This window comes from Dyella sp. (assembly GCF_035277725.1).
Classification (GTDB): Bacteria; Pseudomonadota; Gammaproteobacteria; order Xanthomonadales; family Rhodanobacteraceae; genus Dyella_B.
Map to the genome: position 1 here is coordinate 24,896 of NZ_DATEJY010000104.1, position 19,348 is coordinate 44,243.

16 protein-coding genes and 1 riboswitch are annotated in these 19,348 nt (G+C 61.8%); of the genes, 8 read left to right on the forward strand and 8 right to left on the reverse strand.

All coding sequences use genetic code 11. From position 1 onward, the window contains the following. Window positions 1-96 precede the first annotated feature (96 nt). From VJR68_RS22050 to VJR68_RS09400, 3 genes are all read left to right on the forward strand, one after another. Entirely contained in the window at window positions 97-228 is a 132-nt protein-coding gene (locus tag VJR68_RS22050; RefSeq protein WP_414647762.1) for an addiction module protein, read from the forward strand. A 543-nt stretch (window positions 229-771) separates the two neighbouring features. Continuing rightward, window positions 772-1,215 carry a hypothetical protein gene (locus tag VJR68_RS09395; protein WP_324147410.1) on the forward strand — a complete coding sequence of 148 codons (444 nt, stop codon included), beginning with the start codon at window positions 772-774 and terminating at the stop codon, window positions 1,213-1,215. A 92-nt stretch (window positions 1,216-1,307) separates the two neighbouring features. Next, complete coding sequence (locus VJR68_RS09400) at window positions 1,308-1,688, forward strand: VOC family protein (protein WP_324147411.1); 381 nt, start codon at window positions 1,308-1,310, stop codon at window positions 1,686-1,688. Between the two features lie 40 nt (window positions 1,689-1,728). Here the strand turns inward: VJR68_RS09400 and VJR68_RS09405 are convergent, their stop codons facing one another. Further along, entirely contained in the window at window positions 1,729-2,100 is a 372-nt protein-coding gene (locus VJR68_RS09405; RefSeq protein WP_324147412.1) for a nuclear transport factor 2 family protein, read from the reverse strand. Between the two features lie 120 nt (window positions 2,101-2,220). Between VJR68_RS09405 and VJR68_RS09410 the strand changes: the two genes are divergently transcribed. Further along, a complete protein-coding gene (locus VJR68_RS09410; protein ID WP_324147413.1) occupies window positions 2,221-2,730 on the forward strand; it encodes a dihydrofolate reductase family protein in 510 nt (169 codons plus the stop codon). Between the two features lie 75 nt (window positions 2,731-2,805). Here the strand turns inward: VJR68_RS09410 and VJR68_RS09415 are convergent, their stop codons facing one another. Together VJR68_RS09415 and ftrA are read right to left on the reverse strand one after the other, a co-directional pair. Then, entirely contained in the window at window positions 2,806-4,386 is a 1,581-nt protein-coding gene (locus VJR68_RS09415; RefSeq protein WP_324147414.1) for a S10 family peptidase, read from the reverse strand. Window positions 4,387-4,464: 78 nt separating this feature from the next. After that, window positions 4,465-5,457, reverse strand: coding sequence for a transcriptional regulator FtrA (gene ftrA, locus VJR68_RS09420; RefSeq protein WP_324147415.1), 993 nt, complete (start codon window positions 5,455-5,457; stop codon window positions 4,465-4,467). 79 nt (window positions 5,458-5,536) lie between these two features. Between ftrA and VJR68_RS09425 the strand changes: the two genes are divergently transcribed. Further along, window positions 5,537-5,935 carry a rhodanese-like domain-containing protein gene (locus VJR68_RS09425; protein WP_324147416.1) on the forward strand — a complete coding sequence of 133 codons (399 nt, stop codon included), beginning with the start codon at window positions 5,537-5,539 and terminating at the stop codon, window positions 5,933-5,935. Window positions 5,936-6,092: 157 nt separating this feature from the next. Here VJR68_RS09425 and VJR68_RS09430 read toward each other — a convergent pair whose 3' ends face one another. The 4 genes from VJR68_RS09430 to zwf form a co-directional block, all read right to left on the reverse strand. After that, complete coding sequence (locus tag VJR68_RS09430; RefSeq protein ID WP_324147417.1) at window positions 6,093-6,743, reverse strand: bifunctional 4-hydroxy-2-oxoglutarate aldolase/2-dehydro-3-deoxy-phosphogluconate aldolase; 651 nt, start codon at window positions 6,741-6,743, stop codon at window positions 6,093-6,095. A gap of 84 nt (window positions 6,744-6,827) precedes the next feature. Beyond that, on the reverse strand, window positions 6,828-8,639 hold the full coding sequence (edd, locus tag VJR68_RS09435) for a phosphogluconate dehydratase (protein ID WP_324147418.1): 1,812 nt from the start codon (window positions 8,637-8,639) through the stop codon (window positions 6,828-6,830). 105 nt (window positions 8,640-8,744) lie between these two features. After that, a complete protein-coding gene (pgl, locus tag VJR68_RS09440) occupies window positions 8,745-9,437 on the reverse strand; it encodes a 6-phosphogluconolactonase (protein ID WP_324147419.1) in 693 nt (230 codons plus the stop codon). Further along, a complete protein-coding gene (gene zwf, locus VJR68_RS09445; protein ID WP_324147420.1) occupies window positions 9,434-10,924 on the reverse strand; it encodes a glucose-6-phosphate dehydrogenase in 1,491 nt (496 codons plus the stop codon). Before zwf ends, pgl begins: the two co-directional genes overlap by 4 nt. Window positions 10,925-11,198: 274 nt before the next feature. Here zwf and VJR68_RS09450 point away from each other — a divergent pair, with 274 nt between their 5' ends. Beyond that, window positions 11,199-11,951 carry a GntR family transcriptional regulator gene (locus tag VJR68_RS09450; RefSeq protein ID WP_324147421.1) on the forward strand — a complete coding sequence of 251 codons (753 nt, stop codon included), beginning with the start codon at window positions 11,199-11,201 and terminating at the stop codon, window positions 11,949-11,951. Window positions 11,952-11,968: 17 nt separating this feature from the next. On the opposite strand, the gene VJR68_RS09455 is transcribed toward VJR68_RS09450, so the two are convergent. Then, window positions 11,969-13,162 (reverse strand): hypothetical protein, encoded by a 1,194-nt coding sequence (locus tag VJR68_RS09455; RefSeq protein ID WP_324147422.1) that lies wholly within the window; start codon window positions 13,160-13,162, stop codon window positions 11,969-11,971. 138 nt (window positions 13,163-13,300) lie between these two features. Continuing rightward, window positions 13,301-13,523, forward strand: a riboswitch (cobalamin riboswitch). Between the two features lie 134 nt (window positions 13,524-13,657). Between VJR68_RS09455 and VJR68_RS09460 the strand changes: the two genes are divergently transcribed. Together VJR68_RS09460 and VJR68_RS09465 are read left to right on the forward strand one after the other, a co-directional pair. Continuing rightward, window positions 13,658-15,556, forward strand: coding sequence for a TonB-dependent receptor domain-containing protein (locus tag VJR68_RS09460; RefSeq protein WP_324147423.1), 1,899 nt, complete (start codon window positions 13,658-13,660; stop codon window positions 15,554-15,556). A 554-nt stretch (window positions 15,557-16,110) separates the two neighbouring features. Further along, window positions 16,111-19,308, forward strand: a complete 3,198-nt coding sequence (locus VJR68_RS09465; RefSeq protein ID WP_324147424.1) for an efflux RND transporter permease subunit — start codon at window positions 16,111-16,113, stop codon at window positions 19,306-19,308. The last annotated feature ends 40 nt before the right edge of the window (window positions 19,309-19,348 follow it).

Sequence of the window (19,348 nt, forward strand, 5' to 3'; positions counted from 1 at the left end):
TCACGTCGCTTACTACGAATGGCCTTCACTGGTCGGCTCAACTCGGGCGTTGTGCGCTATTGGAACAAGGCACCTTTCGGCTTATCCTGTGAGCCCATGAACGCCAATCTTTTCAAGCTTCCCGTCAGCGAACGCATCCGCCTCGTCGAAGACCTGTGGGATAGCTCTTCCACTTACTTCGGAACAACGTTCCGAGCTCGATCATCGCCTGGACGCCTACGAAGCTGATGGCAATTCCGGTCGCCCGGCCGCCGACGTCGTCGCCGAGATACGCAAAAAATTATGAAGGACATTGTCCGGCTCAGGGATGAGGCGGATCGGGATTAGCCGACGCGGCTTCTTGGCATGAACAACAACGGGCCGGACTCGGTCACGAATTTCTCGGTGATGCCCAGGCCCTATTCGACCGGATTGGTGAGGAGCCGCTCAGCTTTCCAGGCGTACATAGAAAAGCACACCGTGCGGTAATGAGCCGATTTTCCTTTTGTATTTATTTTGTCGTGGAGCGGGTCGATATCGTTGTCTTTGCCGTCATGCACGGGACTCGTCATCCTCACCGCTGGAAAGGACGCACATAACAACGCGCTCAACAATAGGGCCGCGAAAAGTACGCCGTACTCGTTCGCGCAAAACGTCGGCCATGCTCGCAGAGATCGTCACTCATGGCACAAATCGTCTACATGCTGATTAACGAGGCCATGCCAGGGATCGTCAAGATCGGCATGATAACGGACTCTATCGAATAACGCGCTTAACGAGTACAACCAAACCATGACGACCGACTACGCACCCGTCAATTTCAACGACCTGCTTGAGGCGTTCATATGGGTAAGCGGCGGCAATTTGGGCTCGGAACCTGAGGCCTACGTATCCCGGCAAACGGGCAAAGTGTATTGGTCCGGCATTGCCGAGTTCGGCGTGGACGAAGATTTGCCGGAGGACATCGGCGATTCCGATCGCTACGTACCCGTGCCACACAAGAACGATCTTGATCTTGGGCGAGACCTCGTTTTTCGCTTTGCCGAGCAATATCTTCCCGATTCATGCGAGTTGGTCTACCACTTCTTCCGCAGACAGGGTGCTTATGGACGATTCAAGGACTTGCTGGATCGCAAGGGGCAGCTTGAGCACTGGCATGACTACGAAGACAAAGCTACGCGCCAGTCGCTACGCGACTGGGCCCAGGAAAATGGCCTTGCAATAGTCGAGTCGTAACGGTTATTTCTGCATTGTTATCAGGTGCCATTTTCGGCTCAATCTGACTGGCTTGGCAAAAACACTCGATATCTCAATTCAGCGGATCAACCATGCATCATTCAAGACTTTGCGCCCTGCTTATCGATTGCAACGTGGCTGACATCGACCAAGCCGCCCTGTTCTGGGCCAAGGCATTGGGTCGCCCGGTCGACTATGAGCACCCAGGCACCCACGGCAACTACCGCATGCTGGAAACACCACCCGACGAACCCATCGTGCAACTCCAGCGCGTCGACCACGAAAGCCGCGTGCACATCGACATTGAAACGGACGACATCGAGGCCGAAGTGCGGCGCCTGGAAAAACTCGGCGCCCGCATCGTCAGTCGCCTCGAACGCTGGGTGGTGATGCAGGCACCGAGCGGGCAGCGGTTCTGCGTGGTGCGGGTGCAGCGGCCTGGTTTTCCAAAAAATGCCAATCGCTGGGATTAGGGCGAACCGTTTGCGTCGCATCGACACCGACGACATCTAATCAATCGCTGTAATCGGCGATATAGATCAGCAGGCCATCGCGCTCGCGGTATTCGCTACGCCCGTCCAAAGCCATGCTTTGCCCCGCGCGTATGCCATTGGGCAAGTCGACGGCGAAAGTACCTCGGAAGTGGATCTGCGCGTAGGCGACACCCGCTGTTTCGGCATAAGTTGTAATGGTCTGGTGTCGCGCCGAAAACAACTGCCGCGAGCTCTCCGCGAGATGACGCAGCTCGTGAACACCCACGGTACGCACGCTGAGCACACCGGCAGTGTAGTTCTCGAAGATCACCTCGCTGTGCATGGTAGCGAGCATGGCATCGATGTCGATGCGGTTGTAGGCGTCTATGTAGCGGTCGATAAGGTCGCGCATGGCATGTCTCTAAGGCACGGCGTCGAGCATAGCGGAGTTCCCGAAACCCGTGCAGCAACGAGCGTAAGATGATGCTTCGGCCCGCGAGGCGTCACCGGAGGCGTCGCGATGAAAGCATCGGTGTTTGTCGGCATCAGCGTTGACGGGTTCATGGCCAGGCTGGATGGCGGCCTGGATTTTTTGCCGGAAGACGGTGGCGAGCCGCACGGCTATGAGGAATTCATGCGAACCGTGGATGCCCTGGTGATTGGGCGCAACACGTACGAAACCGTGCTTGGTTTCGGTGGCTGGGCCTATGGCGCGAAGCCGGTTGTCGTCTTGAGTTCGCGCGAGCTTGCGCCGGCGCCGGCCGGGTCGATCGTCCAGCACATGCAGGGAGAACCGAAGGACATCGTCGCCAAGCTGAGTGCCCAGGGGATCGGTCACATTTACGTAGATGGTGGCGTGACGATTCAGGGATTTCTTCGCGCCGGAATGATCCAGCGGTTTATCGTGACGCGCGTGCCGGTGCTGATCGGCTCGGGCATTCCGTTGTTTGGTGCGCTTGAACGGGATATCCGGCTCAGGCACGTTGCAACGCGGTCATACGCCAGCGGATTGGTGCAAAGCGAATATGAAGTTGTAGCGTGAGGAAACGTAGGCTGGGATGAAATCCCAGCATCGTCTTGCCTATGGATGCTGGGATTTCATCCCAGCCTACGGTTTTCAATGCTTCTTGACGTTGTCGGACTGCTCGATAAACCGCGCCACATTGTCGTGCAGCAACTTCAACGACGCCTCGTGCGCGTACACCATGTGTCCCGATGGATACCACGCGTAACTGATGTTGTTCATCAGCGCCGGCTGGATCGGCATATGGTGCATCTCGTAATCGGCGGCATAGAACGGCGTCGCCAGATCGTAATAGCCGCCGTTGAGGAACACCTTCAAGTCCGGATTGGTCTTCATCGCCTTCGCCAGATCGGGCATGACGTTGACCGCGCCATCGTGTCCGTTGTGCTTGAAATCCCAATCGTTGACGTCGGCAAATTCGCGGTAGACCTGATCCTGGCCGAATTTCAGATCCTTGCGTACGTAGTCGTTGAACGCCGCGATGTAAGCCGAGCTGATGGCGGACGATTGCGGATCGTATTCGGCTTCCTTGCTGAGCGGGTCGAGCGAGGGACCGGCAAAACGCGAGTCCAGGCGCCCGGCGGTGTCGGCACTGTCGGCCAGCAATTCATGCTCGAACATGCCGCCGGTGACGCGCAGATCCGCCTTCAGCAGATAGGCCACCGGAAGACCGGTGTATTGATGCAGCTTCTCGGCAATCGCCTGCTTGCGCGCATCATCCAGGCGCGAACCCTGCATCAGCGCCTGCGTGTAATCGCCGAGCGCGAACTGTTCCACCTCTTGCAGGAACGGCTCCAATGCAGCCGGTTGTTGCGGCAGCTTGTGATGGTAGTACGCGGTAGCCGCAAAGGTTGGCAGCCCCAATTCGTAAGGCAGATCGACGCCCGGGTTTTGATCTGCACCGTCGATGCTGGTGTCGAAGTTGAGGATCTGCGAAAGCAGGATCACGCCATTGAGATCGACGCTATTCTCGTTTTCCAGATCGTTGGCAAGCACGGCCGAGCGCGTGGTGCCGTAGCTTTCGCCGAACAGGTACTTCGGCGAATTCCAGCGTCCATAGCGCGACAGGAACTGCACGATGAACTGCGCAAAGGCGCGGCCATCGCCATCGACGCTGTAGATCTCCTTGCGGCGATCCTTCATCTGGTCCGCGCGCTTGGAGGCATCCGGATCGTTGGCGACCAGGCGGCTGAAACCGTCGCCGGGTGCGTCGATGAAAACGAGGTCCGACGCATCGAGCAGACTGTAGTCATTGTTAACCAGCTGATAGGGCGCCGCTGGCGTGTGGCTATCGTCCTTGGTCACGACGCGGCGCGGTCCGAACGCGCCCATGTGCAACCACACCGTTGCCGAGCCCGGACCGCCGTTGTAGATGAAGGTGATCGGTCGCCCGGATGCGTCATCGCCTTTCTTGAAGTAGGCGGCGTAGAACATGCTGACCGTGGGTTCGTTTTCCTTGTCGCCCTTGCCATGCAGCACGATGGTGCCGGCCACAGCCTTGTAGGCAATGTGTTTGCCTTCGACGGAAACGCTGCCTTCGCTGGTGGACGCTTGTGGATGCAACAAGGCCGCTTCCGGCTTTGGCTCGTCCGGCGTTTTGTCTTTTTTGTCGGCGGCAGCGGCATTACCCAGCAGCAACGCAGCCAGGGCAATAGCGAGCGGAAGCTTACGCATGGGAATCCTTCAAACGGCGCATTCGCGCAGGAATTCCCAGCTTAGGCAGCAATCACGGCGAGTTTCATACGCCAAAAGTCACTGTGCCACCTGCGCGAAGCGCTCCCGATAACGCGCCGGGCTCACTTTCAGCACACGGCGGAAATGGTGCCGCAGCGTATCGGCACTGCCGTAGCCGCAGGCATCGGCGATCCGTTCCACCGGCCACTGGCTGCCCTCCAGCAGTTCGCGCGCACGCGCCAGGCGTTCCTGGGTAAGCCACTGCTTGGGCGAGCAGCCGGTGGCCTCTTCGAAGCGGCGCAGGAATGTTCGCTCGCTCATGCGTGCGCGTTCGGCCAGTTCGGCCAGCGGCAATGGTTGATCCAGGCGGCGGCGCATCCATTCCAGCAGCCTGCCCAGCGCCACGCCCTGCTCAGGTAGCGGCGCCGGAATGAACTGCGCCTGCCCGCCGTCGCGATGGGTGGGCACCACGGCACGGCGTGCCACCTGATTGGCGATGCGCGGGCCGTAGTCGCGGCGGATCAAATGCAGCGAAAGATCGATGGCGGCAGCGCTGCCTGCCGAGGTAAGCACGCTGCCTTCATCGACATACAATACGTCCGGTTCGATGCGGATGCGCGGATAGCGCGCCGCCAAGGCGTCGGCGTAACGCCAGTGCGTGGTAGCCGTTTGGCCGTCCAACAGTCCGGTAGCGGCCAGCACGAACACGCCGGAGCAGAAGGACAGCAATCGTGCACCACGCTTGTGCGCGGTTCGCAGTGCTTCAAGAAGTGCCGTTGGCGGCGCGGCATCCACGCTGCGCCAACCTGGCACGACGATCGTGCCGGCCTGTGACAGTAGCTCCAGTCCGCCATCCGCCTGCACTCGCAAACCACCGGCGGCGCGCAGCGGCCCGCGTTCTATGGCGCACGAGGCAAAGCTGTACCAGCGATCGAATTCCGGCCGCGCAAGGCCGAACATTTCCACCGCGATGCCGTATTCGAACGTGCACAAGCCGTCGTAGACCAGAGCCACGACACGAGGGTTGGCTGGCCCTTTTCCGAGCGCGGAACGCTTTGGCGGTTTTTTCATGGTGACTGGCATTCTTGCCAATGTCGGGCGACGGCGCCAGTGCCCACACTGTGGGCATCTTCACCACGGAGCACTGCCCATGAGTACGGTTGTCACCCGCGTTCCTGCCGCCGCCAGTGCGTTGGCACTGGCGCATTTCGAAGCGCGGCTTGGTTTTGAAACCGATTGCGCCGACGTGTGGTACGCGACGCAGCACGAAACGAAAGACTTCGTATTGCTGGACGTGCGCACGCCAACACTGTTTGCCGCCGGTCATGTTCCCGGTGCTATCAATATGCCGGTGCGCACGATCAGTGAGCAGCGTATGGCGGACTATCCGGCCGATACGGTGTTCGTGGTGTATTGCGCCGGGCCGCATTGCAATGGCGCGAACAAGGCGGCGGTGAAGCTGGCGCAACTGGGGCGGCCGGTGAAAGAGATGATCGGCGGCCTCACGGGTTGGCTGGACGAAGGCTTCGGCCTGGAACGTGGCGCTTGACATGTCTGCGCCGGTGCAGGTTCGTCGCGGCGTTATGCGCTGCCGCTTGCGTAGGTTGGGGTGAGCGGAACGCGAACCCCAACCTCCGGAATGCATGCAGATGGCGATGTTGGGGTTCGCACCCCAACCTACATTTCATCCCACGATGTGGCGGGGATCAGCCGTGCAACGCAGCGGCTTCGCGCGCCAATTGTTCGATACCGGCCCAGTCGCCCGCCTTGAGCTTGTCGGTGGGCGTAAGCCAGGAACCGCCCACGCACAACACGTTGGGCAGCGAGAGAAAGTCCTTCGCGCTGGCGAGGGAAATACCGCCGGTCGGACAGAAGCGGATCTGCGGCAGCGGACTCGCCCACGCGCCGAGCAGCTTGGCGCCGCCCGCCGGAACGGCGGGAAAAAACTTCAAATGCCGATAGCCGCGCTCCAGCAGCGCCATCGCTTCGCTGGCGGTGGCGATGCCGGGCAGCAAGGGCAGGGCGCTGTCGTCGGCGGCAGCCAGCAACTTGGGCGACATGCCGGGCGACACGGCGAAGCGCGCGCCAGCTTTTTCCGCCGCATGCAGATCGTTGGCGGTGAGCACGGTGCCGACACCGACCACGGCGCCTTCCACTTCGGCGGCAATGGCGCGGATGGCATCGAGCGCAGCCGGCGTGCGCAGCGTCACTTCGATTGCCGGAATGCCACCGGCCACCAGTGCGCGCGCCATCGGCACGGCGTGCTTGGCGTCCTCAATGATCACCACCGGAATGACCGGGGCGAGGCGCATGGTGGTTTCGACGTGTTGTTGCTTGGTTTCGATATTCATGGTCATTCGGAATAGGTAGGTGGGGGTGCGAACCCCAACGTCGTGGTATCGACAGGGATGACGATGTTGGGGTTCGCACCCCAACCTACGTTAGAGCACGCCCGCGCCAAGGTCGGCAGTCATCGCATTGCGGCGGAAAATGCCGAACAGTTCGCGCCCCATGCCGTGCTGGTGCCGGGAAAGATCTTCCACCGCGGGTGTGCGTGCGGCGAATTCGGCGGCATCGACCAGCACGTCGAGCCTGCCGTTGACCGCATCCAGGCGAAGGATGTCGCCGTCCTGCACGCGGGCGATCGGGCCGCCATCGTCCGCTTCCGGCGTCACGTGAATCGCGGCCGGTACGCGGCCGCTCGCACCCGACATGCGGCCATCCGTCACCAATGCAATGCGATGGCCACGGTCCTGCAATACCGCGAGCGTAGGCGTGAGCTTGTGCAGCTCCGGCATGCCGATCGCGCGCGGCCCCTGGAAACGCACCACGGCGATGAAATCGCGGTTGAGCTCGCCGCGGTCGAACGCGTGCTTGATGTCGTCCTGGTCGTGGAATACCACGGCCGGTGCTTCGATCACCAGGCGATCGTCCGGCACCGAGGACACCTTGATCACCGAACGGCCAAGATTGCCGTTGAGCATGCGCAAGCCGCCATCCGCGCGGAACGGCTCGCCGACCGCACGCAACACACCGCGATTGCCGCTTTCCTTCGATACCGGTTTCCAGTTGAGCTTGCCGGCTTCGTCCAGTTCCGGCACCTGCGCGTAGCTGGAAAGCTCGGCGCCCATGATCGTGCGTGCATCGCCGTGCAACAGGCCGGCGCTCAGCAGCTGATCGATCAGGAAACCCATGCCGCCGGCTTCGTGGAAATGATTCACGTCGGCATAGCCGTTCGGATACACGCGCGCCAGCAGCGGCACCACCGACGACAGGGCGTCGAAGTCTTCCCAGCGCAACGCAATACCGGCCGCCTGTGCGATCGCCACCAAGTGCAACAGATGATTGGTGGAACCGCCCGTCGCATGCAGGCCGATCACGCCATTGACGATGGCGCGCTCGTCGACGATATGGCCGATCGGCAGATGTTCGCCGGCCTTGCCGAGCGCTGCGCAGCGACGCACCGCTTCGGCGGTGAGCGCATCGCGCAGCAATGTATCCGGCGCAACGAAGCTGGAACCCGGCAAATGCAGGCCCATGATCTCCATCAGCATCTGGTTGGAATTGGCGGTGCCGTAGAAGGTGCAGGTGCCGGGCGCGTGATACGAGGCGGCTTCCGCTTCCAGCAGTTCGTCGCGGCTGGCTTTGCCTTCCGTGTACGCCTGGCGCACTTTCGATTTCTGTTCGTTGCTGATGCCGCTGGGCATCGGCCCGCTGGGCACGAACACGCCGGGCAGATGGCCGAAGCTCAGCGCACCGATCAACAGACCGGGCACGATCTTGTCGCAGATGCCCAAGTACAGCGCGCCGTCGAACATGTCGTGCGAGAGCGCGATGGCGGTGGTCATGGCGATGAGATCGCGCGAGAACAGCGACAGCTCCATGCCGGCACGCCCTTGCGTGACGCCATCGCACATCGCCGGCACGCCACCGGCCACCTGCGCGGTAACGCCGGACTGGCGCGCGACTTCGCGGATGAATTCTGGATAGCGCTCATACGGCTGATGCGCAGAGAGCATGTCGTTGTAGGCAGTGACGATGGCGAGGTTCGGCGTGTGGCCTTCGCGCAAGGCGGCCTTGTCGTGCGTGTTGCAGGCCGCAAAGCCATGGGCGAGGTTGCCGCAGGAAAGTCGCGCGCGGTGCGGGCCGTCGATGACGGCGTTATTGATGCGTTCGAGATAAGCAGCGCGTGAGTCGCGGCTGCGTTCGCGCAGGCGTTCGGTAACTTGGGCAACGACGGGGTGCAAACTCATTTCATGCTCCGGCCGAACGGGTTCGGCGCTCTAACGTAGGTTGGGGTGCGAACCCCAACGTCGTGGTGTGTGCAGGCATGGCGATGTTGGGGTTCGCACCCCAACCTACGGACACCAATAGATTTCCAACGGCCGCTTGGCATCCAGAACACTGGCGATCGGCAGCCTGCTGCCCGGCTTTTCAGCCTCCGCCAGCACCTCGCGCTTGTCGCTGCCTTGAATGTGCAGATACAGCGTCCGCGCCTTCAGCAACACCGGCAAGGTGAAGGTGATGCGCGGCTCGCCCGCGCCCGGTGCGCGCATCGGCAGCACCAGGGCGGCGTTCGACGTATCGAGCGCTTCGCTCAAGCGATCGCCGCCAGGGAAGAACGAAGCGGTGTGCCCATCCGGCCCCATGCCCAGCACGATCACGTCGAACGGTTGCTTCAAGCCAGCCACGGTTGCACGCACCTCGCCGATGCCTGCTTCCGGCGTGGCAGCTTCCACGTACAACGGCACGAATTCGGCATCCGCCGCTTTCCGCTGCAGCAATAGCGATTCCACCAGGCGCGCGTTGGAACGTTCGTCGGTGTCGGGCACCCAGCGTTCGTCCACCAAGGTGACGGTGACGCGCGACCAATCCAGTGCTTCGTTCGACAACGCTTCGAACAGGCGCTTGGGCGTGCTGCCGCCGGAGACGGCGATCACCGCTTCGCCGCGTGCGTCGATCGCTTCGCGCAGCCTGCCGGCGATGCTGGCCGACAACGCCGTGGCCAGCGCCTGCGCATCGTCGAACGCGTGCAGATGTTGCTCGCTCACTGCTCGAAATCCTCGTCCCAGGTGCGGCCGTCGCGTTCGATCAAGGCGACCGCAGCGCTCGGACCCCAGGTGCCGGAGGTGTACGGACGCGGCGATTCGCCACTCGCCGCCCACGCCGCCAGGATCGGGTCGGCCCAGTTCCATGCGGCTTCCACTTCATCGCGGCGCATGAACAAGGTGGGATTGCCACGCACCACGTCGAGCAAAAGACGCTCGTACGCATCAGGCTGCTGCACGCCGAAGGCTTCGACAAAGCTCATGTCCAGCGGTACGTGACGCAGACGCAAACCGCCGGGGCCAGGATGCTTGATGGTGAGCCACAGCTTGACGCCTTCATCCGGCTGCAGGCGCAGCACCAGGCGGTTCTGCGCGAGCGGTCCGGCCGAGGAGGTGAAAATGGAATGCGGCACCGGCTTGAACGCCACCACGATTTCCGACACGCGCTCGGCCAGGCGCTTGCCCGTGCGCAAGTAGAACGGCACGCCGGCCCAGCGCCAGTTGGCGATTTCCGCCTTGAGCGCGACGAAGGTTTCGGTGTTGGAGTGATCGACCTTCGACTTGCTGCTGCTGTTCAAGTCTTCGATATAGCCCGGCACGCTCTTGCCTTCGCCGACGCCGGCGCGGTACTGGCCGCGCACGGTGAGCTGGGAGGCATTGGTGTCGTTGATCGGCTTGAGCGCGTGCAGCACTTTCAGTTTTTCATCGCGCACCGCATCCGGCGACAGCGAGGACGGCGGCTCCATCGCCACCATGCACAACAGCTGCAGCAAATGGTTCTGCACCATGTCACGCAGCGCGCCGGCGGTGTCGTAATACGGACCCCGGCGCTCTACGCCCAGCGTTTCGGCCACGGTGATCTGCACGTGATCGATGTGGCCGGCGTTCCACAGCGGCTCGAACAGCGCATTGCCGAAGCGCAGTGCCAGCAAGTTCTGCACGGTTTCCTTGCCGAGGTAGTGGTCGATGCGGTAGGTCTGTGATTCGTCGAACACGCGGCCGACGTCATCGTTGATGCGGTTGGCGCTCGCCAGATTTTTGCCGATCGGCTTTTCCAGCACCACGCGCGACTGGCCCTGGTTGAGGCCGTAGCCGCCCAGGCGCTGGCAGATGTCCACAAACAGATCGGGCGAGGTGGAGAGGTAAAACACGCGCACGTGGTCCGGACATTCGCCCATCAGCTTGGCGAAATCATCCCAGCCGGCATCCTTGCGGGCATCGAGCGGGCGGTAGTGCACCAGCTTGAGGAAGGCATCGACCTTGTCGGCCTGCTTGGAAGCGGCGCCGTTGAGCGCACCACGAACCTGGTTGCGGTAGCCGTCGTCGTCCAGACCCTCGCGGGCGACGCCGACGATGCGGCTGCCGGGCTGGATCTGGCCGTCGACAAAGCGGTGGAAAAGGGCAGGGAGCAATTTGCGGACGGCCAGGTCGCCAGTACCGCCGAAAATCACCAGATCGAACAGCTCGACCGGTAGCGCAGGTGCAGTCACAACTCACCTCTTCAAATGCGGGCAGCCGCGACAGTGCGACCGCCGGGGAAAGCCCGATGGTACCAATGCTATACCAGGCAATACCAGTCCCTTGTGCAGTGCAAACGTATGCATTCTTTTCATAACGGCGGGAATCGTAAGCCGCACATTGAAAATCGTAAAAATCGGCGTCACTGCCAGCACGGCCGAGCCGTCCCGGCGGCGGCCGAGCCGGAGGATTTGCGATGCAAAGACCAGTTGTCGCAGTGGTTACGCATTGGTATGGTTTGCAACTATGCAGAATGCCCTGGCCGAGGAATACCGGCGGCTGAGCCGCGATACCACCACCCACCAGCCGCTGGCTTACCTGCGGCTGCGGCGGGCCATTCGCAACGTGATCCAGCATCGCGACATCGAGCCTGGCCAGACCCTGCCTAGCGAACGCGATTTATCGCAGGCCCTGGGTTTGTCGCGCGTGACGGTGCGCAAGGCGATTTCAGGTCTGGTTGAAGAAGGTCTGCTCACCCAACGTCACGGTGCCGGCACCTTCGTGGCCGAACGCATCATCAAGCCGATGTCGCGCCTCACCAGTTTCACCGAAGACCTGCGCGCACGCGGCCTGCATCCGCGTTCCGAATTCTTCGAGCGCAGCGTGGGCGAGGTGACGCCGGAAGAATCGATGGCGCTCAACCTTTCGCCCGGCGTGCTGGTGGCGCGCCTGCATCGCGTGCGCTATGCGGAGGACGAACCGCTGGCGATCGAACGCAGCGTGGTGCCGGCCAGCGTGCTGCCGGATCCGCATGAAGTGCACGATTCGCTGTACGAGGCGCTGGAGAAATACGACTGCCGCCCGGTGCGCGCCCTGCAGCGTTTGCGCGCGGTGTTGCTGGCGGCGCGGCAGGCGCGTTTGCTGCACGTGAGTGCGGGCAGCGCAGGCTTGCATATCGAGCGGCGTGGTTTTCTCGACGATGGCCGCGTGGTGGAGTTCACCACTTCGTGGTATCGCGGGGATATTTACGATTTCGTGGCGGAATTGCAGACGGATTGATCCACGCTGCGTTTGGATCAGGGCAGCGTCATATGCCGCCCGCCCGGATGCTGGTTCACGATGCTGTAGGGTAGCAGCGACCAATCGTCATTGGCCTCGCATACGCGCATTGCTCGTGCAAACGACGGCGTAAACGAAATGCCCTTAGGCGTGAGATGCCACGAAGGGAAGTCCCACACAGAGGGGTCGCCGTAGTCGCAATCGTCATCCTTGATGTTCGTGGGATACAAGGCGGTCAGCTGCTGCGCCAACCACGGCGCCAAGTAGGTGCTGCGATACTTCGAATACTCATCGAAGCTCACCGCGTTGGCTTGGCCGTCGGACGCGGAACCGTCGTTCCCGGTGTCTTCGATGTAATGAAACGGCTTGCCCTTGCCCACCCAAAGCACGTCCTCAAGGGTGAGCACTTGTGCAGTATGAGCATCCAGATTGATTGGCGCATCGCCAAAATCGGGATGCGCGCCGCCGCAGTAGTAGCTTGTGAAAACGCTGATGCTGATCGCGTTGGGCGACAACAGCTGCGGCGTGACGGTTTGTTCGTAATCCCCTCCGCCTAATCGGCTGTTGCCCAGCATGCACGCATGGAAAGCACTCACCTCAGACCATTGGCGAGCGCGCAACGCATCGTTGATCTTCTGGCGCTGCGCATCCGGATAGCCGTCCAGAATTTCAAACAAGGCGATCTTCGATTGCGGCTCGACCCACCATTGCAAGGTGTGGCCCATGAAGGTTTCTTTGCGATCCTTTTGCAAGGTAAGACCGCTTAAACGCAGATATTCGTAAAGATCGCTGGCATAGAGTTTTTGCAGATAGCCATCCGAACCGACCGCAGGTGCCGGCAACTTGGCAGGCTGTAAAGCGAGCGCAAGGGTTTTGCCCTTCGGACTGCGCCACGTTCCCGACCAGTTGCCGCTGGCCGCTCGCGTCAGGTCGATTTGCGGGAGCTTTGATGCGTCATCATCCTGCCCCTCGGACATATGCATGCCATTCGGATTCTGCATGCTGCCGCCAAGCGGAAGGTCGCGATGGTATTTCGTATAGAAATAGCGCCCATCGATATGACCGTCTTTATCCGTATCGATTTCCATCACGATCGGCTGTGTGCCCAGCGTGCCGGTATAGACGGCCGCGCCTTCTTTGGCCATGGCAACGGCCAACCATGTACACCCGGCGCATAGCGCGAATACCACACGTGCAAAAGAACGGTTCATGGGCTGTCCCCTCCGTGGATGTCGTCGCGAACATTCAAACATACCGTTGCTTGCGACAAAAAGACCAGGACAAGGCGGAGTTCGGGCCAAACGCGCCATCCACATGGCGAGCCGTTTGCCTCGCTGATCGCCACCGGCTACAGTTCGCGCGTTCCAGGTGTCCCCAAGGATCAATCCAAGGGGATGAAACGGGAAGCCGGTGCGCTGTTCGCGCAGCAAAGCCGGCACTGCCCCCGCAACGGTAAGCGAGCAAGTCGAGCGATCACGCGCCACTGTGCGTAAGCATGGGAAGGCATCGTTCGAAGCATGTACAAACATGCCACTCGCAAGTCCGGAGACCGGCCTGGAACAGGTTCTGGCATTCGCGGTGGGCGAGGCACGGAGTTCGCGCTGTGGCGTTCTGCGCCTGCCCGCCTTCCGTTCCCACGTTCCATCCGACGCCGGCTTACTCATGCTTTAGCCGCGCGGGGACGTGCGGCAGGGGAAACATCCATCGTGTCGAAGAAGAACGCGCTTGCAGCCGCCTTGCTGCTGTCACTGGCCGCGCAGGCCGCTTACGCCCAATCCAACGGCGACCAGAATGGCTCGCTGGCGCCGGTGATCGTGACCGCCACGCGTACCGCCATCACCGCCAACGAGGCGCTGTCGTCGGTCACTGTGATCACGCGCGAGGACATCGAGCGCCTGCAGCCGGTATCGATCGTCGATGTGCTGACCGGCCTGCCCGGTGTGTCGATCGCGCAAACCGGCGGTGTCGGCGGGCAATCCTCGTTGTATCTGCGCGGCACCAATGCCACGCACGTGCTGGTACTGATCGACGGCGTGCGCATTGGCTCGGTGAGCATCGGCTTGCCTGCCTTGGAGCAGATTCCGGTGCAGGCGATCGACCGTATCGAGATCGTGCGCGGCCCGCGCGCCAGCCTGTACGGCTCGGATGCGATCGGTGGCGTGATTCAGATTTTCACCCGGCATGGCCAGCCGAACAGCGGCATTTCGCCATCGGTGAGCGTTACCAGCGGCAGCCATGGGTACGTCAATGGTCAGGCCGGCGTTTCCGGCGGCGATGCGCATCTCTGGTACAACGCCAGCCTCGGCGGCACCTACACCGGCGGCATTCCCAATTGCCGCATGGGCGCGGCGGAGCGCGGCATTGCCTGCTACGTGGACGATCCGCGCAACGATGCGTATCGCAACTGGAACGGCTTCGCCAACGTCGGCTATCGCTGGGACAACGGCACGGAGCTCGCCTTCGACTGGCTGCGCAGCAAAAGCAACGCGGAATTCGCCGGCAGCCCCTACAGCGGCAACGACAGCCTGGAAGAACAATACGTCGCCGGTGCGCGCCTGAGCTTTACGCCACTGTCGATCTGGAAAGTCACGCTCAGCGCCGGCCAAAGCCGTGACGATCTCGCCAGCTATTACCAAGGCACTTATTTCAGCCAGTACTACCCGCGCATGGCGACAGGTTATTTCAATTCGCGCCGCAACCAGGCGTCGTGGCAGAACGACATCACGCTGGCCACCGACCAGTTGCTCACCGTGGGCGTGGATTACCAGCAAGAACATGTCGCCAGCGACACGGCCTTCCAACAGACCACCCGCGGCGATACCGGCACGTTTGCGCAGTACCAGGGCACCTTCGGCCATAACGAAGTGCAGCTGGCAGCGCGCCACGATCACAACGATCAGTTCGGCAACCACAACACTGGTTCGGCAGCGTGGGGCTATCACTTCGAAAACGGCCCGGTGCTGTCGGTGAGCTACGGCAGCGCCTTCCACGCGCCCACGTTTGATGATTTGTACTTTCCGCCGCTCGGCGGCTTCCCGACGGCCAATCCGGATCTGCGGCCGGAAACCTCGCGCAGCGCGGAAATTGGCCTGACCCAGCAGATGCAGCACTGGAACTGGGGCGTCAACGCGTACCAGACCACCATCGACAACCTGATCGTGCTGGACCAGAACTACGTGCCGCAAAACCTGAGCCGCGCGCGCATCCGCGGCCTGGAAGGCCAGGTCGGCTTCAACCTGGACGATTGGCGCGTGCAGAGCTATCTCACACTGATGCAGCCGAAGAACAACGACGGCGGCCCCAACAACGGCAACCTGCTGCAGCGGCGTGCACAGCGCACGGCGCGCGTCGACGTCGATCGCAAGCTGGGCCGGTTCAACCTGGGCGCCACGTTCTTTGCATCCAGCAAGCGCTACGACGACATCGCCAACACCGAACGCATGGGCGGCTACGCCACCACCGACCTGCGTGCCAGCTACCGCTTCGCACCGGATTGGCAGGTGGAGGCCAAGCTGGCGAATGTGTTCGATCACAACTATGAAACGGTCTACTACTACAACGAGCTGGGCCGCACCTGGTATTTGACCGTGCGTTACGGCCTCTGACATAGGTTGGGGTGCGAACCCTGAGGTATCCCCACGTTTTTGCCGTCGTTCCGTTTAGGGGAATTGAAGTTCACGTCAAGCCCATTTCAGAGCGAGTCGTCATTCCGGCGCAGGCCGGAATCCAGTTCAAATACGCCGTGCGAAGCACTCAACATGGAAGATGCTGTGTCCTTCGGACGCTTATTCCACTGGATTCCGGCCTGCGCCGGAATGACGAGCAAAAGAACATCACACGACTATGTCTTTGATTTTTTGGCACCACTGAGCAAAAACCGTTGGGGATACCTCAGGGTGCGAACCCCAACTCTCGTGATACATGGAATGGCGATGTTGGGTTCGCACCCCAACCTACCTGGCTCGGGCGGGCATGAGATTTCTTCATCATGCCCGCCATGCCTTTCGGCACGGCCCGACTTCAGGCACATTTGCGCTTCTGGCCCCCAAGGCATAAAGGTGCCCATGAATGTGCCCTTCTTTTTGCTTGCGCCACGGCCAGCGCGGGATGCGCGCGACCGTGGCTTTCGCTTGCCTGGCGTATCGGCGCGGGTGATGGCATGAATATCTTTGCCCCCATCATCCGCCGCCCGATAGGCACCTCGCTGCTGGCGATCGGGCTGACCATTGCCGGCTTCTGCGCCTATCTCATGCTGGGCGTCGCCGCATTGCCGACCCTGGATTTCCCGGGCGTGTTCGTCACCGTCGCGCAGCCGGGCGCCAGTGCGCAGACCATGGCCAACACCGTGCTCGCGCCGCTGGAGCGCCATCTTGGCCGCATCCCCGGCGTCGAGGACATGTACGGCAATGCCAACCAGGGCAGCGCCACCGTGATGGTGCGTTTCTCCTTCGGGCGCAACATCGACAAGATCGCCGAGGACGTACAAACCGCGATCAATGCCGCCCAGCCCGACCTGCCTTCGTCGCTGCCGAGCCCGCCGCAGTACTTCAAGTTCGACACTTCCCAGATTCCGATCCTGCACATCGCGCTCACATCCAGCAGCCTGCCGCCGGACAAGCTCTACGATCTCACCGATACGCTGCTCAGCCCTGCGCTGGCGCAGATTCCGGGCGTGGCGCGGGTCGAATTGTTTGGCGGCACGCCGCACGCAGTGCGCGTGGACGTGAACACCGCGGCGCTGTCCGCCAAGGGTCTCACCGCCAATGACATCCGCAACGCGCTGATCGCCGCCAACGTCACCTCGCCGCAGGGCATGCTGACCGACGGCCAGACGCAGATGATGGTGACGGCCAACGACGCGCTGCACACCCCGGCGGATTTCGCCAAGCTGGTGATCTCCAACCACAAGGGCGTGCCGGTTTATCTATCCGACGTCGCCAAGGTCAGCAGTGGCGAGCAGGATAAATACCAGGCCGCGTGGTTCAACGGCATGCGCACCGTGGGCCTGCAGATCAACAAGCGGCCGGAAGCCAATGCGGTGGCAACGGCCGAAGCAGTGCGCGCCAGGCTGCCTAAACTGCGCCATCTGCTGCCGGCCGACGTGCAGATGACGCCGATCTTCGACTTCACCGAAAGCACCAAGGGCGCGCTGCACGAAGTGGAAGTGGCGCTGTTGATCAGTATCGTGCTGGTATCGCTGGTGATGCTGGTGTTCCTGCGCCGGCTGCGCCCCACCTTGATCGCCTCCCTCAGCGTGCCGTTGTCGCTGGCCGGCGCGTTCGTGGTGATGTGGTCGCTCGGTTACACGCTCAACACGCTGTCGCTGGTGGCGCTGGTGCTGTGCATCGGCTTCGTGGTGGACGACGCCATCGTGGTGATCGAGAACATCTTCCGCCACATGGAGCACGGCGAGGCGCCACTGGATGCCGCCATGCGCGGCGTGAGCGAAATCGGCTTCACGGTTATTTCGATCACGCTGTCGCTGATCGCGGTGTTCGCACCGCTGCTGTTCGGCAACAACATGCTGGTGATGCTGCTGCGCGAATTCTCCGTAACGCTCACTGCGGCGGTGGTGATTTCCGCGATCGTGTCGTTGACGCTGACGCCTGCGTTGTGCGGCCACTATTTGAAGCCCGAATCGGCCTATGCCGGATCGCCTTCGCGCATCGAGCAGTCGCTGCAACGTTTCGATCGCTGGTTGCATGGTCATTACGAGCGCGCGCTGGATTGGTCCATGCGCCATCGGCGCCTGATGCGCTGGCAGCCGCTCACCCTGCTGGCTCTCACCGTCGCGCTCGGCATGGCGATCGTCAAAACGGCCGGCGGCACCTTCATGCCGGACCAGGATACCGGCCAGCTCGCGGTCTCGCTCAAGGCCGACGCCAATATCTCGCCCACGCTGCTGGCTACACGCGTGCAGCAGGCCAACAAGCTCCTGCAGAACGACCCAGCCACGCAGGATGTGCTGACCGTACTGGGTTCGGAGAACAATGGCGGCGGTGCGGTGGGCAACGCCGCGTCGATGTACGCGGATCTCAAGCCGCGTGGCGATGGACCGGGCCAGCGCAAGGAAGACATCAAGAAGGTGATCGAGCGGCTGGAGAAGAAGTTCGAACCGATCGCGGGCATCAAGGCGTACTTCAACCCGATCCAGTTCTTCAACGGCGGCGGCGCCGGCGACAACGCCGGCCAGTATGAATTCCAGATACTCGATACCAGCGGTGGCCAGGACTTGCAGCCGATCACGCTGCAAATGGTGCGCAAGCTGCGAACGATTCCGCAACTTTCCGACATAAGCAGCAATTTCGACCTGGTCGGCAAGCAGCAACAGATCCAGATCGACCGCGAGAAGGCGGGCCGCCTGTTCGTGAACATCGGCGACATCGACTCGGTGCTGCTCAACTCCTTCGGGCAGAACCAGGTCTCGGTGATTTATTCGGATATCAATCAATACCGCGTGGTGCTGACCTCTTCCAGTTCCGAATCGATGAGCGCCGAGTCGCTGCTCAATCTGTACGTGCGCAACAGCAAGGGCCAGATGATCCAGCTCTCCTCGCTGGCCAGCATCGTGCCGGACATGAGCCCGCTCGGCATTCGCCACCATAACCAGCAACAGGTGGCGACCATCAACTACAACCTGAAACCCAAGGTGCAGCAGAGCACCGGTATCGACCTGGTGCAGCAAGCGGCGTTCGCCGTGCACATGCCGCCCGGCGTGCGGCTGGATTTCACCGGCGCCAACCAGCAATTCCAGCAGGCGCAATCCAACGGCGGCATCCTGCTGCTGGCATCGATCGTTGCCATGTACATCGTGCTGGGCATTCTGTATGAAAGCCTGGGGCATCCGCTGACCATTCTCTCCACGCTGCCGGCGGCCGGCATGGGCGCATTCCTGGCGATGCTGGTGACACATACACCGCTGTCGTTGATGGCGATCATCGCCGTGCTGATGCTGATCGGCATCGTAAAGAAGAACGCCATCCTGATGGTCGACTTCGCGCTGGTGGCGCAACGCGAACACGGTCGCTCGCCACCGGAGGCCATTCGGGAAGCGGCATTGGTGCGCTTCCGCCCCATCACCATGACCACGCTGGTGGCAATGGGCGCGGCGTTGCCGTTGGCGATCGGCTTTGGCATCGGCTCGGAAATGCGCCAGCCGCTGGGTATCGCGATTGTTGGCGGCCTGCTGGTATCGCAGCTGCTGACATTGTTGAGCACGCCAGCGATTTATCTGTGGTCGTACGATCATCGCCTGCGCAAGGAAGCACGCAAGGCGCGGCGCGAGGAAAAACGCCGCTTGCGGCATTTCGGGCAGGCCACACCGGTGATCGAATCCATCGCCGACGAGGCGACCTGACGTAGGTTGGGGTGCGAACCCCAACATTGCCACGTTCGCA